This is a genomic window from Rosistilla ulvae (assembly GCF_007741475.1).
GTDB classification, from domain to species: domain Bacteria; phylum Planctomycetota; class Planctomycetia; order Pirellulales; family Pirellulaceae; genus Rosistilla; species Rosistilla ulvae.
The window spans coordinates 217,474-233,165 of sequence record NZ_CP036261.1; the positions used below are offsets into that span (position 1 = coordinate 217,474).

The 15,692-nt window shown below is 58.9% G+C and carries 13 protein-coding genes; 2 read left to right on the forward strand and 11 right to left on the reverse strand.

Annotated features, from left to right (window positions below; all coding sequences use genetic code 11):
• Window positions 1-12 precede the first annotated feature (12 nt).
• Complete coding sequence (locus EC9_RS00805; RefSeq protein WP_145341529.1) at window positions 13-5,376, reverse strand: non-ribosomal peptide synthetase; 5,364 nt, start codon at window positions 5,374-5,376, stop codon at window positions 13-15.
• 252 nt (window positions 5,377-5,628) lie between these two features.
• On the opposite strand from EC9_RS00805, the gene EC9_RS00810 reads away from it, so the two are divergent.
• Complete coding sequence (locus tag EC9_RS00810) at window positions 5,629-6,501, forward strand: hypothetical protein (RefSeq protein ID WP_145341531.1); 873 nt, start codon at window positions 5,629-5,631, stop codon at window positions 6,499-6,501.
• 35 nt (window positions 6,502-6,536) lie between these two features.
• Here EC9_RS00810 and EC9_RS00815 read toward each other — a convergent pair whose 3' ends face one another.
• From EC9_RS00815 to fliP, 5 genes are all read right to left on the reverse strand, one after another.
• On the reverse strand, window positions 6,537-7,181 hold the full coding sequence (locus EC9_RS00815; RefSeq protein WP_145341533.1) for a peroxiredoxin-like family protein: 645 nt from the start codon (window positions 7,179-7,181) through the stop codon (window positions 6,537-6,539).
• Window positions 7,182-7,557: 376 nt separating this feature from the next.
• Window positions 7,558-8,634, reverse strand: a complete 1,077-nt coding sequence (locus EC9_RS00820; RefSeq protein WP_145341535.1) for an EscU/YscU/HrcU family type III secretion system export apparatus switch protein — start codon at window positions 8,632-8,634, stop codon at window positions 7,558-7,560.
• 81 nt (window positions 8,635-8,715) lie between these two features.
• The gene (locus EC9_RS00825) at window positions 8,716-9,501 is read right to left on the reverse strand and encodes a flagellar biosynthetic protein FliR (protein ID WP_145341537.1); all 786 of its coding nucleotides are present in this window, start codon (window positions 9,499-9,501) and stop codon (window positions 8,716-8,718) included.
• Window positions 9,502-9,541: 40 nt separating this feature from the next.
• On the reverse strand, window positions 9,542-9,811 hold the full coding sequence (locus EC9_RS00830) for a flagellar biosynthetic protein FliQ (RefSeq protein ID WP_145123813.1): 270 nt from the start codon (window positions 9,809-9,811) through the stop codon (window positions 9,542-9,544).
• A gap of 85 nt (window positions 9,812-9,896) precedes the next feature.
• Complete coding sequence (gene fliP, locus EC9_RS00835; protein WP_145285212.1) at window positions 9,897-10,715, reverse strand: flagellar type III secretion system pore protein FliP; 819 nt, start codon at window positions 10,713-10,715, stop codon at window positions 9,897-9,899.
• A 378-nt stretch (window positions 10,716-11,093) separates the two neighbouring features.
• Here fliP and EC9_RS00840 point away from each other — a divergent pair, with 378 nt between their 5' ends.
• Window positions 11,094-12,365: a toxin-antitoxin system YwqK family antitoxin gene (locus EC9_RS00840; RefSeq protein WP_218934489.1), complete on the forward strand. Its 1,272-nt coding sequence runs from the start codon at window positions 11,094-11,096 to the stop codon at window positions 12,363-12,365.
• Between the two features lie 74 nt (window positions 12,366-12,439).
• On the opposite strand, the gene EC9_RS00845 is transcribed toward EC9_RS00840, so the two are convergent.
• The 5 genes from EC9_RS00845 to EC9_RS00865 are packed head-to-tail and all read right to left on the reverse strand — an operon-like array spanning window position 12,440 to window position 15,675.
• Complete coding sequence (locus EC9_RS00845) at window positions 12,440-13,066, reverse strand: FliO/MopB family protein (protein WP_145341541.1); 627 nt, start codon at window positions 13,064-13,066, stop codon at window positions 12,440-12,442.
• Window positions 13,067-13,069: 3 nt separating this feature from the next.
• Complete coding sequence (fliN, locus tag EC9_RS00850) at window positions 13,070-13,525, reverse strand: flagellar motor switch protein FliN (protein ID WP_145341543.1); 456 nt, start codon at window positions 13,523-13,525, stop codon at window positions 13,070-13,072.
• A gap of 24 nt (window positions 13,526-13,549) precedes the next feature.
• Window positions 13,550-14,101 (reverse strand): flagellar basal body-associated FliL family protein, encoded by a 552-nt coding sequence (locus EC9_RS00855; protein ID WP_145341545.1) that lies wholly within the window; start codon window positions 14,099-14,101, stop codon window positions 13,550-13,552.
• A gap of 2 nt (window positions 14,102-14,103) precedes the next feature.
• Window positions 14,104-14,883 carry an OmpA/MotB family protein gene (locus EC9_RS00860; RefSeq protein ID WP_145341547.1) on the reverse strand — a complete coding sequence of 260 codons (780 nt, stop codon included), beginning with the start codon at window positions 14,881-14,883 and terminating at the stop codon, window positions 14,104-14,106.
• Between the two features lie 30 nt (window positions 14,884-14,913).
• Complete coding sequence (locus EC9_RS00865) at window positions 14,914-15,675, reverse strand: motility protein A (RefSeq protein ID WP_145341549.1); 762 nt, start codon at window positions 15,673-15,675, stop codon at window positions 14,914-14,916.
• Window positions 15,676-15,692: the final 17 nt, after the last annotated feature.

The following is a 15,692-nucleotide window of genomic DNA, read 5'->3' on the forward strand; positions in this document are numbered from 1 at the left end:
CGGGCTCGTTCGCTATTGGGAATCGCTCAAGTTGTCGTTGCGGTCGCGACCTGCGTCGTCGTCACCGCTGGCATCCAAGCTGCCCAGTCGTCGTTGCACCTCCTCGTCCGAGAGGCTCTCCAGTTCTTCAAGCATGCGGATTTCATCGATATCGGCCTGCTGCAGCTGATCCTGCACGATCGATTCGGCGATCGCTGCAATCGTTGGCGAATCGTACAGCAGCCGCAGCGGAATCTTCGCTTCGAATTGGTCGCGGAGCCGCGATAACAGCTGTGCCGCTTGCAATGAGTTGCCGCCAAGCTCGAAGAAACTTACGTCGCGGCCGATCGGCCCGGTCTGCAAAACTTCCTGCCACAGATTGGCAACCGCATGTTCCAGCGGCGTCTGCGGCAGCGCAATCGCTGCGACCGCCACAGGCTCCGTGTTCGGCAGCGGCAACGCTTTGTAGTCGGTCTTGCCGGCGGGAGTTTGCGGGATCGCTGGCAGCCGACAAATCGTCGACGGCAGCATGTATTGCGGCAGCCGACCGCCGATCGATTGGCGAATCGCATCGACATCGACGTCGGTTTGACAGAAGGCGACGATCTGCTGTTGAGCTGCTTCGCCGCGGACGACGACCGCCGCCCGATGAACTCCCGCGACCGATTCGATCGCCGATTCGATCTCATCCAGCTCGATCCGGAAGCCGCGGAGTTTGATCTGTCGGTCGTTGCGAGCCAAGAAGTGCAGCTGGCCTCGGCTGTCGATTCGCACTTGGTCGCCGGTCCGGTAGACGCGCGGCGAGGGCTGGTCGGTTGTGAGGGAGTCGTCGGCGGAGAACGACGTCGTCGGCAGCGTGACAAAACGCTGGCGAGTCAGTTCGGGGCGATTCCAGTAGCCGCGAGCCACTCCGGATCCGCCGATGCACAACTCTCCCGATACGCCCCGCGGCACGGGCCGCAATTCGGGATCGAGCAGATGGATCGTGGTGTTGTCGATCGCTTGGCCGATGCAAACGCGTTCGCCTTCGACTCTCGAGATCGTCGACCAGACGGTCGTCTCGGTCGGACCATAGACATTCCACAGCTCGCATCCGCTGGCCAACAACTGGCTCGCGAGATCGGCTGGCAACGGTTCGCCACCGCTGAACACCCGCAACTGTTGGTTGGGCGTCCAACCAGTTGTCATTAAGACACGCAGCGTCGAGGGCGTCGTCTGTAGGTGAGTGATCGGTTCGGTTTCGAGGATCGATTTCAGCGACTCTGGTTCGGTCGCCGCTCGGTCTGCGGTCAACCGCACGTGGCCGCCGGTCCACAGCGGCAGGAACAGCTCCAACACCGAGATGTCAAACGAAGTCGTGGTTAAAGCCAGGATCGAATCGTCGGCGGTGAAGCCGGGCCGCGCGGCGAAGCTGTTCAACAGATTGGCGACGCTGTGATGTTCGATCGCAACGCCTTTGGGTTTGCCCGTCGAACCGGATGTATAGATCACGTAAGCGAGATCCGTCGGCAGAGGTCCGTCCAGCGACAGATCTTGCGCATCCAATCGACTCAGTTTGGCGAACTGCCAGACGGGAACGCCGGCCTGCATCGATGTTGTATCGGAGAGGATCGCGGCGAGCCCGGCGTCTTCGATCATCATCGCCAGTCGCTCTTGCGGCAGCGCCGGATCCAACGGCACATAAGCCGCTCCCGCTTTCCAAACCGCCAGCATCCCGACAAGCATTTCGATCGATCGCTGCATGTCGACGCCAACCAGATTCCCGGCCGCAATGCCTCGCTGCCGCAGAACCTTGGCCAAGGCTGTCGATTGCGCGTCGAGATCGCTGTAGCTGAGTCCGCGATGGTCGTCGGTGATCGCAATCTTATCGGCCGCGCGGGCGGCAACATCACCCAGCCGTTGGCAGAGCGTTGCCGAATCACATTCCGCGGCGGTGGCGAGATTGAGTTGATCGAAAGCTTGGCGATCAGCGGGCGATGCACTGGGCAAGTCGATCAGCGCACAAGCGGGATTGGCGGCGATCGCTTGCAGCGTCGCTTCCATCAGATCCAGAACGCCTTCCGCTGTCGCGCGATCGATGTGATCGTTGTGCACCACCGTGATCTCGGTCGTCGACGACGGATGGATGACCATCGACAGGTCGTATGCCGTGACGGCGGCGTAGTCGGGTTGGACCGCTTGCAGCGTGCCGCCAGCGATCTCGATCGGGGCCTCGCTCGAGTGCAGCGGTTGTTGGAACAGGAACATGTTTTGCGCCAACGGCATCGCGTCCAGCGACCGCTGATGATCGATCGATTCGACCACGCGTTGGAACGGCACGTTGGCATGTTCCAAATCGTGCAGCAGATGATCTCGTGTCGAGCGCAGCAATCGCAGGAACGAAGCTTGGCGATCGATTTGGCCGCGGAAGATGATCGGGTTCATGAAGCATCCGACCGTTGCGGCCAGTTGCGACGAGGGGCGATCGGTCGTCGGCATCGCGATCGGCAGATCGGTCGATCCGGTGTATCGCGAGAGGACATGTTGGTAGGCGGCCAGGTAGACCATCGACGCGGTGGTGCCGTGGTCGCGAGCGACGCTTTCGAGATCGCGAGCGAGCGAACCATCCAAGGCTCGCGTGATCGCTGGCGATTCGTCGGGGGCGGCCAGATCGGATTCCGCGACCGGCAGTTGTAGACGCTCGGGAATTCCGGCAAGTCGCGTTTGCCAATAGCCGACCTTCTGATCGATCTGTGCGATGTGCGATTCGGATTGATCCCAACACGCGAAATCGAGATAGGTCAGCTGTTCTGGATCGACCGGAGCCGCGGCGATCAGATCGCGCAACAGGATCTCGACCGAGCTGGCATCACAAACGATGTGATGCAACACGATCTCCAGCTGATATTGCGACGGCCCGGTTTCGATCAGTGCCGCTCGCATCAGCGGAGCGGTTTGCAGATCAAACGGCTGGCGAACGAAATCGGCTCGGACCTCGGCGAGGTTTTCGGGCGACGCGGTCAGTCGCCCAAGACTCAGCGGCGCTTCATCGAGCACGCGTTGCATCGGCACATCGCCCGACATCTCGATAATCGTCCGCAGCGCCGGATGACGCTGGCAGATCGCGGCGAGCGAGGCTTCCAATCGATCGGCGTCGACGTCGCCGGTGATTTGCAGCGAGACGGGGACGTGCAAAAACGCGTTGGTCTGTTCCAGTTCCTGCAGCAGCCAAAAGCGTTGCTGGGCGGCCGACAGCGGCGCCACCTTGGCCTCGCTGCTTCGTCGCGTGACCTCGTCTTTAAGACGTCCTTCCCCCGCATCGATCGCGGCGGCAAGCCGACCGAGTGTGCTGTGACTGAAGAGGGTGGAGAGTCCGATCTCGACACCAAACTGTTCGCCGATCCGTGTAACCAACTGGCCGACCAGCAGCGACTGGCCGCCGAGATCGAAGAAGTCGTGGTGTCGGCTAATCTCGTCGACATGCAGCAGTTCGTTCCAGATCGATGCCAGCGCGACTTCGGTCTCCGTTTCGGGAGCTTCGAATTCAGCAGCCGCCTGGGTTGCGGCGAACCCGCCGGCTTGCCAGCGTCGGACTTCGGAAAGCTCTCCGTCGAGGAACATCTGCCGGCAATCGCGACGGCGAAGTTTGCCACTGGATGTTTTGGGCAACGATCCCGACTTCACCAACACGATCGCATGCGGCGTGACCTGATGACTTTCGGCGATCGCCTCCAAGGCTTCGGGCAGCAGGTTGTCGATGGCAAATTTGCCCGGCCGCCAAACCTCTTGCAGCACGACCAACTGCTCCTGCCCATCGTGGTCGATCGAAAACGCCGTCCCCGAATCGGGCTTAAAGGCTTCGCTGATCGATTGCACTGTCGCTTCGATGTCGTGCGGGTAATAATTGCGTCCGCCGATGATGATCAATTCTTTGATCCGCCCGGTGACGATCAGTTGCCCATCGATAATGCAGCCCAAATCGCCAGTCCGCAGGTAGCCCGATTCGCCGGTGTCGGCGATCGTCGCGTGAAAGGTGGCTTGCGTTAGTTCGGGGTGGTTCCAGTAGCCGGCGGCGATCGAACCGCTGCGCGCCCAGATCTCGGCGACCTGGCCTGGCCCCGCCAGACGACAGGTTTGCGGGTCGACGATTTCGACTTCCATTCCCAAAACCGCTTCGCCGGAACTGACCAACGTCTGCGTGCCAGGCCCCGGTGCGTCAACCTGTTCGATGCGGCCAGCGGCCAGCGCGCGGCTGTCGACTTCGTACATGATCGGCATCTTACCCAGCGGGCTGCCGGTCATGATGACTGTCGTTTCAGCCATCCCCATCGCGGGCGAGAAGGCGGATGGATCGAAGCCATACGGTTGGAACTTTTCAGTGAATCGTTTTGCGGTCGCAGCGCGAACCGGTTCGGCGCCCGAAACCGCAACTTTCCAGCTGCTCAGGTCGAGCCCCTCGCACTGCTCCGGCTTGATCTTGCGAACGCACAGCTCGTATCCAAAGTTGGGACTGCCGTTGCTGGTCCCTTGGTAGCGGTCGATCGCTTGCAACCAGTGCAGCGGATTGGAGATGAAGTTCTTGGGCGTCAGGATGACCGTCTCGACACCTTCATAGGCAGGCAACAGGATCCCGCCGATCAACCCCATATCGTGATAGGGAGGCAGCCAGTGCAGCGCTTTGGCGCCGGGAAAGTGGTAGTGCCGGACGAGGGCTCGCAGGTTGTGCATCAAGTTGGCGTGCGTCAGTGCGACGCCGCGAGGGATGCCCGTCGAACCGGAAGTGTATTGCAGCAGGGCGAGTTCGTCGGGGGCCGGTGCCGAGGGACGCCAATCGTTTGCGGCCGACAGCGACAACTCATCGACAGCGATCGCCGCGGCGTTGTCGAGATTCCAGAGTGGACTGAGTTGCGGACCAATGATCTCACGGCTGGAGAGCATCACTTTGGCGTCGGCGTTTTGGATGATCGCTTGCAGACGGCCCAGAGTGTGTTGCAGTCGCAGCATACTGGGCGGATAGACGGGGACCGCAACCGCACCGGCATACATGCACCCGAACAGCGAACTGACGTAGTCCATGCCGGGATCGAGAACGATCAGCACGCGCTGGCCCGCGCCACCAAGGGCTTGGATGCGAGCGGCGATCGCGCGGGCGCGATGGTCGAGATCGCGATAGTTTAATTGCGTGTCGTTGAAGTCATGATCCAAGACCATCGTGAACGCGGTGCGATCGGCGTGTTCGGTTTGCCCGTACCAACGCAAGCGATGGACCAGCGTCGGCAGCTCTTTCGGCGCGGAGGTAGCGACAGGTGCCGAGAAGCCCTGGTGATGCGGATTGTGGTCGATGCTGTTTTCCGTCGCGTCCAACAATTTTGTACCTATCCATTCTCGCGAGAGCTTCACGTCACGGAGCGACACCATGTGGGTGTATTCCCCGGTTCCCACAACGCCTGCGGAAGGGGCCGTTCTGCTAGGTCACTGTCGTCCAAAAGCCTGTAAAACTGAAGTTTAGGCCTATACGGTAGAATAGGTCGTCTACAAGTAGCGGCCACTCTACAATCTATTTTCCACGAAAGTGCGGTTCGGTGACAGATCGACGATTTGTATGTACACTTTGCTTGGCTTTGTGTTTGGTCATTTGTGGGGAGAGCGATTTTGACGAACCTAAGCATCATGCAACGACTCCATTGGGGCGATACGAAATGGAGTTCTCCAGCGGTCACAGTAGCGATGGCCTGCGTTGCGATAACCGTCGGCACGGCTCTGTGCGATTGCCGTGCCGATGCGGATGATGAATCTGCGATTTCGAGGATTGCTGCCGGTACTTTGATTTCTCCCGACGGCTTGCGGGGTTGGTCGGATGTCGTTCTGGTAGCGACGCCCAAGGTGACCGACGGGGAGGTATCCGAGGTATCGCAGATGGTGCTGCGTTATGCAGCGATGCTGACGACGGTGATTGCAGCGGATGCCCACGAGGTCCAGGGGCAGTATCAACTGCGACGGATTGGGATCGGGATGGCGGTTGCCGACGGAGAAAATTTCCGGATCGTCAGCGACCGCGATGGGGAGGCGGGGCTGGGAATGATCGGGAGGCAGGTGTTGCAAGCTGCCGAACAGTCGCTGGATCGCGTGACGGTTGCACTGCGATTGGCGACGGCAATCGTGATCGATTCCCCCGCGCTGGTGGCAGTCGGCAAGCAGCACGAAAAGGTAGTCGCGAGGCACCTGATTTGGGTGCAACCGAAGTCGGGTTCGGTCAGTTCGGCCGTCTGGTTCATCCGCGGTGGCGAGTCGCCCGAAGTGGTCGATGGGCAGGGGATGTTTTTACCCGAAAACTTCCGCGAGACGCGACACTTACATGTCGACGTCGGCGAATTTTTCCTGGGCATCCCCGGACCCAACGCCTTTGCGATGCAAGGCTTGCCGCCGGGGAAGCCGTTTCCGTTGGCTGCGCCCCACGCCGCCGCAGCTTGTGCGACGCCGTTGACGATCGACGACTTCAAGTCGTTGGCTCAGTATCTGTCGGCGGCTGCCAGTCGCCAGTAGGCGGGGCCGGCAGTGCGGTCACCGCGTTGCCGACGTTATTTCATCTGTTGCAATGCAGCGACGATCTTTCCGGTGTCCAGCCGTTCGCGGTAGTTGGGATCGCTGTGAGCGAACACGATTCGGCCGCTTTTGTCGACGATATAGACCGCGGGGATGGGGAGCGCGTGGTGCTTGTATCCGGAGGCCTTCTCGAGGTCGATTCCAAATCCTTTGTAGCGTTCCAGGGTTGGCGCATCGACTTGAAATGCCAGCCCAAACGCTTTGGTTGCTGTCAGCTCGGAATCCGAAAAGATCGGAAACGGAATCGAATTCTTGGCGACGTTGGTCTGCGAGTGCTGAGGATCATCGGGGCTGATGCCGACCAATTCGGCTCCCAGTTGTTTGATCGCAGGATAGGCCTGGATCAAGGTTTGCGTGTGCCGCGTGCAGAGCGGGCACCAACCGCCGCGGAAGAAGACCAGGACAACGGGCTTGTCTTTGTGCAGCGAAGCGATGCTGACCGGTTTGCCATCGACCGATTTGACAGCAACATCGGGAAGCGCCGCGCCAACTTCCAAAGGCTTCGTTTGGGTCGCGTCGCTAGCAATCGCAGCATCATCGGCTGTTGCCAATGCCGAACAGGACAGGATCGCGGCCAGCCCAAGACTCAAACGCAGGGGCAACAATTTTTTCAGCGACATCGAAATACTCTCCAGAGAAATGTTTGATACGTAAACGTTGTTCCATGGTAGACGTGCCGTTCGGTCGACCAACCCCCCTGTTGGGTTGTCGCGGCGGTAGATCGAATACCAGCGGGGGGGCAGTCACTGCATTTGAAGATGCTGGAAGAAAGACGCAGCCCGGCGGGCGACATATCTAATGCCGGTGGCGTCAGTCACCGGTAGGCGAGCGGGCTGATAGAGAAGAAAAAGCCCGGAGGGTGGCACAGGGACCGGAAAGCTTGTGTCGCCCTCCGGGCTTGGTGGAAGAACGCCGTCCATCTGACGCCCTGCGGGCTTTTCAGGGGAGCGCTGGTTTCAGTTGTCCGGTGGAGAAACCGCTCTTGGCAGCGCTGGCCTATGCCGCGTCGGGCATCGCGCGGCCTTCTAATTGATAGACGTAGCGGAGGACTTCGGCGACAGCTTGGTATTGTTCCGATGGCACCGGGTGGCCAACTTCGACGTTTTTGTACAACGCTTGAGCTAGCGGTTTGCGTTCGACGATCGCGATCCCGTGTTCGAGTCCCATGCGGCGGATCTTCTGCGCCAACAGACCGGCTCCTTTTGCAGAGACGATCGGGGCGGCCATCGTTTGCGGATCGTATTTGATCGCGATCGCCAGTTCGGTTGGGTTGGTGACGATCACGTCGGAATTGGGAACATCCGACTGCATCCGCTGCATCGCCAGTTGGCGTTGCACCTGGCGTCGGCGGGCGATGACCTGCGGATCGCCTTGAGACTCTTTCATCTCATCGCGCATCTCTTGTTCGGTCATCATCAAGTCCTGCTCGTGCTTCCACCATTGAAAGGCGAAATCGAAAGCGGCCAGAACAAACAATGCTCCGCCGATCCAAAGGCAGGTGAAAAAGGTGGCGTCGAAGATCACTTTGGCAACCGCGGCGACGCCGAATTGACTAACAGCCAACACTGCTTCGTACCAATGATAGAGACAGATGGCCGCGACGACCGAGATCACGGCGAGCTTAAAGATGCCAAAGCCCAGACGCATGAAGTTGGGGAGGGCCAGCAGACGCTTGATCCCTTGCATCGGGCTGATGTTGCTGAACTTGGGCATCAGTTTATCGGGCAACAACATCGGGCCGGTCTGCAAGATGTTGACGAGGATCGCGCAGATGAACATGCAGACCATGATCGGCCCGACGGCCATCAAGGTGAAGTAGCCGGTTTGGGTCAGCAAGCTGCTGGCACTTTCGATAGTAAACGCTTCGACTTCCGAATCGGCTAGCGATTTGGCTAACACCTCCGCAACATCGGCCACCATCGGTCGCCCGAAATATCCGATCACCGCCAGCGCGGCCAACAGCAGAGCCGCCGAAGCCAGGTCTTGGCTGCGGACGACTTGTCCCTGTTCGCGGGCTTTCTGTCGCCGGCTCTCACTGGCTGAAAACCTCTTTTCGCCGTCCTGGTCCGCCATCGCGTCTGACGCGTCCTTTCAAAAACTGTTGCAGTGGAAACTAAATCAAAACTCAAATCCGTCGACGTTTTGTCGACTCGATCAGTCCGGCCTGGCCGAGGCCAACAGATCGCCAAGCCGTTCGAAGACCGCAAGCAACTCGGTCTCGAACAACAGACCGCACGAACCCAACGCAATCGCGGAGATCGCCATCATCGCGATCGCGTTGACATTCAAACCGACGGCAAGAATGTTCAATTGCGGCAGCGTGCGGCTGAGCAGTCCCGTAATCAGATTCGACAGCAGCAGACCGGTTACGACCGGAGCTCCCGCGCGAACGCCGGTCGCCATCCCTTGGGTCAACTCATACGTCAGCAATTGGATCCAACCGATCTCGACGCGAACCTGCCCCGGCGGGATCGTGGTAAAGCTGTTGACCAAAGCGTCGAACATCATGTGCTGACCACCGACGGACATCAAGATCACCGTCACCATCATCCCGATCATGTTGCCCAGGATCGGCATCGCCGCTTTGGTCTGCGGATCGGTGCCAGCACCCAATTGCATACCGGCGGTCGAACTAATCAGTTCGCCCGCCAATTGGATTCCGGTGATCAACAATTGAACCACCAACCCGATAAACAGACCGACGATCGCTTCGCGGCCGATCGCGATCGTGAGGTCGGTGATACTGTTGACTGGCGGAACGGGCAGATCGCCCAACAGCGGCAACAGCATCGCCGTCAGCGCCAACACCAAGAAGGCTTTCACTCGCCGCGGCACTCCTGCACCGATACCGGGCATCCCCATCAGCATCAAGCTCAGACGCGTTAACACGAGCATGAACAGCAGCAGTTGGTTTTGGCCGATTTCTGTCAGCAAATCCATCGGGCGAGCCTTTGATAATCCTTGGGAACGGCAACGGTCGCTATGGGCCGATCTGACCGGCGCTGATGTACAATTCCCTCGCGAATTCGACCATCCGTTGGATCATCCAAGGCATGCAGACGATCATCGTGGTCGCCATCGCCAAGATCTTGGGAACAAACGAAACGGTTTGATCCTGAATCTGCGTCAACGCTTGCACCAGCCCAATGATCAAACCGGCAGCCATCCCCATGAACAGCAGCGGCGATGCGATGATCACCGCTTGCAGCAAGGCTTCGCGAACAAAATCGGCGGCGGAGTTTGCGTCCATGTCTCTTCCTGTGATGTCTTTCCGTTGGGGCTTTCGCCCGATGTCGCTTGCTGGATGTGTGTCGTCGTGGTGGGTGGTCGCGTCGTCAACCAGGGATCGTGCCGAAACTGTCCAGTAACATTTGCACGACCAGACGCCATCCGTCGACCAGAACAAACAGCAATAACTTAAAGGGCAGCGAGATCACTCCCGGCGGAAGCATCAACATACCCATCGAAATCGTGACGCTGGCGACGACGATGTCGAGGATCAAGAAGGGGAGATAGATCTTGAAGCCCATCAAAAACGCGACCTTCAATTCGCTGAGCATGTAGGCCGGCAGCAGCACGCGGATCGGCACATCGGCCATCTCCGTTGGCGGCGGTCCGTCGACGTAGCGGAAGAAGAGATGGACGTCGTCGTAATTCCCGGCCGCCGCGATCTGGCGGCTCATGAATTCACAGATCGGCGCCTTGCCGATATCCCACGCATCTTCAAGGCTCATCTCGACCGCAGGGTCGGTGTAGGGCTGGATCGCGTCTTTGTAGACCTGATGCCAAATCGGTCCCATCACAAACAGCGTCATGAACATCGCGATGCTGGTCATGACTTGGCTGGGAGGCAATTGCTGCAACCCCATCGCTTGCTTCAACAATCCAAACACGACGATGATCCGCACGTAGCAGGTGGTCATCAACAGGATCGCCGGGGCCAGGCTGAGGACTGTCAGCAACAGCATGATCTGCAGGCTGCTGCTGAGCCCCTCGGGACTGGTCCAATGCTCGGGGCCCTGGCGGACAAAGTCCATCGGATCGTCTAACCGAATCGGCGTCTGCGTGATCACTTCCTGCGCGCACAGGTCGGCGGTGCTGATCGTCGCAGCAACGCAGCCGAGCAAAACAGTGGTGATCCAACCTCGTCGCATCCGTGCACACCGCCTGGAGAGGAAACCGTCCTTGGGTTGGTCGAGGGTAGAAAACGGAGGCTCACAGCGGAAGAGAAGTTAGGAGAAATTCAAACTTTGGTTCAAGTTCCGCCTCTGCTAGCAAAGTAGCGAATCTTTGTCGATTTTGGCGACTATCACAGCCGAAGAAAGGGAAGTCATGGATCACCGATTCCATAGTCGACGAAGGGATGTGTAGATAAACAAGGGTTCGCCGCTGGTGGATTGAATCGATGGGCGATGATCTCGGCAAACCGATTTCCTTTTAGGGAGTCGTCCGAACATCGTCCCCGCCCCCTCCATGCGAAACCCAAGTTCTCACCTCCCGCAATGCCCCGTATAAACTGGACGAGGAATCTAATGAAGAATCGATCGGCGACACGTTTCGCAATCCATTCGATTTTGTTTGGCAGTGTCACTCTCGGTTCCCTGGGGAACCTTTCGGGTGACGAGAGCGTTTTGGTACCACCGAGCGCACCGCCAATGTTGCTGGCGCCAGCAAACGAGCCTACTTCCTTAGATGATTTCCCAGCCGACAGCGTGCTGACGGTCGACACGCCCTATATCGCGCGTCGAATCGAAGAGGCTGCAGAGGCGTTGTCCGCTGGTTCGGCAGTCCATGCAAGCCAAACCGAGATGGTCCGCGAGCGCTATGACGATGGTTCGGTGAAGGTGGAACGAACGGTAACCCAGGACGCAAAGGGCAATTACGTCAACGACGGTGCCTATCGAATGTACAGTCCCACCGGCACATTGGTGGCGGAAGGTCGTTTTGAAATGGGTGCCCGCCAGGGGGAATGGCGGCGAGTGTATGAAACCGCCGATGCGACCTTGTTGAGCGCTTATCCGTACAGCGAGTTCGAGGCTCCGTTCGTTTCCAAGGCGACCTTTGATGCGGACAACCTCAACGGCAGTTGGGTGATCAGCGACGCCCAGGGGGAAACGGTCAGCGAGATTCCGTTTCGCGATGGGCTGCGACATGGCAAAGCGGTTTGGAATCATCCCGGTGGCCAGCGGATGTATGAAGCGACTTACCGCGACGGGCTGCTCGAAGGGGTGATGGCCGAATACGACGCCATGGGGAATGAATTGACCAACCACACGTTCGAGGATGGTCGCCGCGTCGAACGCGAAGTCGAGTACTTCCGGAATCAACAGCCCAAAACCGAGTTTCGTTATCTGTCGGCCCAACAGACGCTCAAGCAACGCGACGATTGGTGGAATGCCAAGCCGGCGGTCTATGAGACGGCGGGCAAGCGTTTAAAGCATGGCAGTTTTGTCGAGTACCACGCCAACGGTCAAAAGAAGACTACCGGAACATATGAAGAGGGCGAACTAACCGGCGAATTTGCTAGCTGGTTCGAGAATGGTCAGCGCGAGACGCTGGGGCATTATCAGACCGGAATCGCCTCGGGGGCTTGGGCTTGGTGGCATTCCAATGGAATGCGACGGGCCGAGGGGAGCTATGCCAATGGTGCTCCCGATGGCCAGTGGACCAGTTGGACTCCGGAGGGGAGAGTCGCCAAGCGACAAAACTATTCCGACGCGAAACGCGGGGGAGTTGCCAGGAATCGTTACCCTGCTCCGAGACGGCCAAGTTCCGCCAATGCACAACCTCGCGTGCAACGCTAGCAATGGCGCGTCGCATTGCGGATCAACCATCGCGGTCGATCGGCTTGCCGGTTTGCAAGCAACAAGGCTTCCTTTTAGGTAGCGCTGTGGCTGAACAGGCTGCGGCGTGGGGCGGTCTGCGAATCGACGAAGCCGTTGGCGCGGTGGCCATCGCCGGCATCTTTCATCGCTTCGGCAAATGTGGTTCCCGCTTTGCCGGTGGCGCGAGCCATGAGGTCGTTGACTTCGCCCGGTTCGGTGAATTCGGTCAGGGTTGTGACGCCGGTTTGCGTCAATGCGACCAACAGTACCCGATCGCCACACTTCACCAACGCCGCTTGGTGGCGAGGATCGATCTGCGAAGTTCCCAGCACGGTAAACAGATCTTTGTTGAGAACTCCCCCTTGGCGACCCGAGGTCTTCCGAGTCAGCCAGACGAATCCACAGAACAGCCCCAGCACGATCGCTAGGCTGCTGATCACGGTGAACATCGGTCCGGTGGAGGCTTTATCTTCGGGGGCGGTCGGATCGGCGCTACTGCCTGCTGGTGGCAATGGGATCGACGTTCGCACCGCCGCTTCACGCGGTTCCGATGCCGCCGGTTCGGTCAGCGGTTGGATCGAATAACTGGGATTGGAGACCACGCGCGGCAACGAATCTTGGGCCGCAGCGGGGAGAATCCAGAGAAGGGTCAGCAGCAACAGGGCGGTGTGGCGGAACATCGTTCAGGCGTTGCCTCCGGTCACCAGTTCGGTGACCCGAACGCAAAAGCTCTCGTTCAAAACCAGGACTTCGCCGCGGGCCACCAAGCGATCGTTGACAAACACATCGACTGGGTCGCCCGCCAAACGATCGAGGGCGACGACCGATCCGCTGCGCAGTTGCAGCACGTCTTCGAGCCGCATGTGGGTGCGGCCCAATTCGATTCGCAGGTCGAGGTCGACATCGCTGAGGATGTTCAGCGAGACGAGATCGTCGGTTCCCGGTTCGCTTTGCAGTTCGTCGAGCGGAAAAGGGTGTGGATTGGCGGTCGAAGGGGCGGGGACTGCGTCGGCAGCCGCCAGATCGGCTTCGGCCTGGTCGAGCAGTTGCTCCATCCCAGCGGTCGACCGGGCGTCGCTGGCTTCATCCACCTCGCTCGACGGCGGTGGGTTCTGTGTCTGCGATCCATCATCTGACATCGAACGGCCTTCGCTAGGTTGCTATCATTCTTCGCGAACTTTGTACTGTTTGAAGCCGACCGACAGCAGGATCGGTTCTTCAAGCAAGGCATTACATGTCGTCAAAATACGCCTTTCGATCAAGCCCAATTGGTTGTCTTGCAGTTCTTCCAGCCGCGAATTGCGGACGACCATCCGAATCCCGTGTTGCAACCGGCCCTCTTTCTCTTCGAATTCCTTGGTCATCAGTTCCTTGTTCTTCTGTCGCAAGGTACCGAACAGGCGAAATTCGACGGCGTACTGGCGTTCGGTCCCCAGCGGGGAAAAGGTTTCGCCAAACGGGCCCAGCTGGAATTCGATCACCTTCTTTTCGTCGTCTTCCTTTTGGATCTCGACTTCGCTTTCGTTTTGGACCTCTTCGATCAATTGCGATTCGGCCATCGCAGCGACTTCGTCGGCCGACGGGACCATAAAGAAGAACAGCAGCGTTTCGATGACAACCACCGCCGACACGAAGCCGACGATCACCAGCTTTTTACTTTTGGGAGCGGCGGGAGTTGCTTCCTCTTCGCCCTCGATCTCTTGGGGGTCTGCCATGGTTATTGCCTCGCCGAGTCGGATTCAGGGATGATGTTTTTTTGGCGTTCGACGTTGGTTCCGATCAGGTCGGAGACCGTTTCGTCTAACAGGAAGACTTCGACACGCGGATTCTGTTGTTGTTTGGCTGGGTCGGCGGCGACGCTCATCGGTTCGCTGTCGGCTGCCGCGGCAATTCGACAACGTCGCGGATCGATGCCGTGATGATTGACCAGGTAGTCGTAGACGCGCACCGACCGCGAATAAGCGAGGTTCATCGGTTCGCGAATCGAGACAGCCTTGGCCGCAGTGCGGGCCGACGTGTGTCCACGGATCTCGATCTTCTGCGGCTTGCCTTTGAGTTCTTCCGCGATCCCATCGAGTGCCGCTTTCCCGTTGTCGCTCAGTTCCGCCTCCCCTTCGGGAAAGAAGACGACCGTTCCGACCGCTGTCAGTCGACCGGGGCGAATGATCCGTACCGTCGGTTCTTCGCCGACGGGCGCTTTGGCTTTGACGCCACCGTTGTGTGAATCGAGTCGTTTGGCACGCCCCATCGTCGCGAGGACTTCAAACGCGGTGTCGCGAGGTTTTGCGTCCCCCGGCGACATGCTTTCCGTCGATCGTTCGTGACCAAATTGTTGTCGCATCGATTCGACCAAGGCTTGGAATTTCTCTTCTTCCTTGATCTCGCTGAGCGAAACCAACATGATGAAAAACGTTAACAACAACGACATCATATCGCCAAACGTGACGACCCATTCTGGGATCGCTGCTGCGTCATCGCCACCGCCGTCGTCATCCATTTCGAATCTGTCCCGTTGATCTGTGAGTTGTTATTCTGAGTCGCGCTGTTTTGGCGGCAGGTAGGTCCGCAGTTTCTGTTCGATCGCACGGGGGCTTTCGCCCGATTGGATCGCCAACACGCCACGGATCGCAATCTCCATCGAGACCATTTCCTGGCGACTGATCAGACCCAACTTCTCTGCAAACGGCGAGAAGAAGACGTTGGCCACGATCGCGCCGTAAAGCGTGGTGATCAACGCGACCGCCATACCGGCACCAATGCTCGACGGGTCGGACATGTTGCTCAACATCATGATCAGCCCCATCAGGGTTCCGATCATTCCGTAAGCCGGTGCAAAACGTCCCAGTTGATCCATCACGGCTTTGCCATCTTTGTGGCGGATTGCGATCGCGCTGACCTCGGTTCGCAACACCTCTTCGACACCTTCGGGAGTGCTGCCGTCGACCGCCATCTGCAAACCCGATTTGACTAGCGGATGATCGACGTCGGCGATCTTGCTCTCCAGTGCCAGCAGCCCATCGCGTCGCGCCGTTTCGGCCAACTCGACGATCTGTTTGATCAACGACTGCAGATCGGGAGCCTTGTTTAAAAAGACCTTCATCGCCACCATCGGCGAACCGACCATGTTTTTCATAGGAAAACAGATCAAAGCAGCCGCCACCGCACCACCGATTACAACCAGGAACGAGGGGAGGTCGATGAAGGCGCTAAACGGCGCTGAACCGAGGGCGATCGAGCCCAAGATCAGGCCCAGTGCCAGGATTACGCCGACAAGACTTGCAATATCCATAATCAGGGTGCCGTCTG

Bases quoted from the DNA above. Each gene is read 5' to 3' on its own strand.
- EC9_RS00810 (WP_145341531.1), top strand. From the start codon at position 5,629: ATGCAACGACTCCATTGGGGCGATACGAAATGGAGTTCTCCAGCGGTC.
- EC9_RS00825 (WP_145341537.1), bottom strand. From the start codon at position 9,501: ATGGATTTGCTGACAGAAATCGGCCAAAACCAACTGCTGCTGTTCATG.
- fliP (WP_145285212.1), bottom strand. From the start codon at position 10,715: ATGCGACGAGGTTGGATCACCACTGTTTTGCTCGGCTGCGTTGCTGCG.
- EC9_RS00820 (WP_145341535.1), bottom strand. From the start codon at position 8,634: ATGGCGGACCAGGACGGCGAAAAGAGGTTTTCAGCCAGTGAGAGCCGG.
- fliN (WP_145341543.1), bottom strand. From the start codon at position 13,525: ATGTCAGATGATGGATCGCAGACACAGAACCCACCGCCGTCGAGCGAG.
- EC9_RS00855 (WP_145341545.1), bottom strand. From the start codon at position 14,101: ATGGCAGACCCCCAAGAGATCGAGGGCGAAGAGGAAGCAACTCCCGCC.
- EC9_RS00860 (WP_145341547.1), bottom strand. From the start codon at position 14,883: ATGGATGACGACGGCGGTGGCGATGACGCAGCAGCGATCCCAGAATGG.
- EC9_RS00840 (WP_218934489.1), top strand. From the start codon at position 11,094: ATGAAGAATCGATCGGCGACACGTTTCGCAATCCATTCGATTTTGTTT.
- EC9_RS00830 (WP_145123813.1), bottom strand. From the start codon at position 9,811: ATGGACGCAAACTCCGCCGCCGATTTTGTTCGCGAAGCCTTGCTGCAA.
- EC9_RS00815 (WP_145341533.1), bottom strand. From the start codon at position 7,181: ATGTCGCTGAAAAAATTGTTGCCCCTGCGTTTGAGTCTTGGGCTGGCC.
- EC9_RS00805 (WP_145341529.1), bottom strand. From the start codon at position 5,376: ATGGTGTCGCTCCGTGACGTGAAGCTCTCGCGAGAATGGATAGGTACA.
- EC9_RS00845 (WP_145341541.1), bottom strand. From the start codon at position 13,066: ATGTTCCGCCACACCGCCCTGTTGCTGCTGACCCTTCTCTGGATTCTC.
- EC9_RS00865 (WP_145341549.1), bottom strand. From the start codon at position 15,675: ATGGATATTGCAAGTCTTGTCGGCGTAATCCTGGCACTGGGCCTGATC.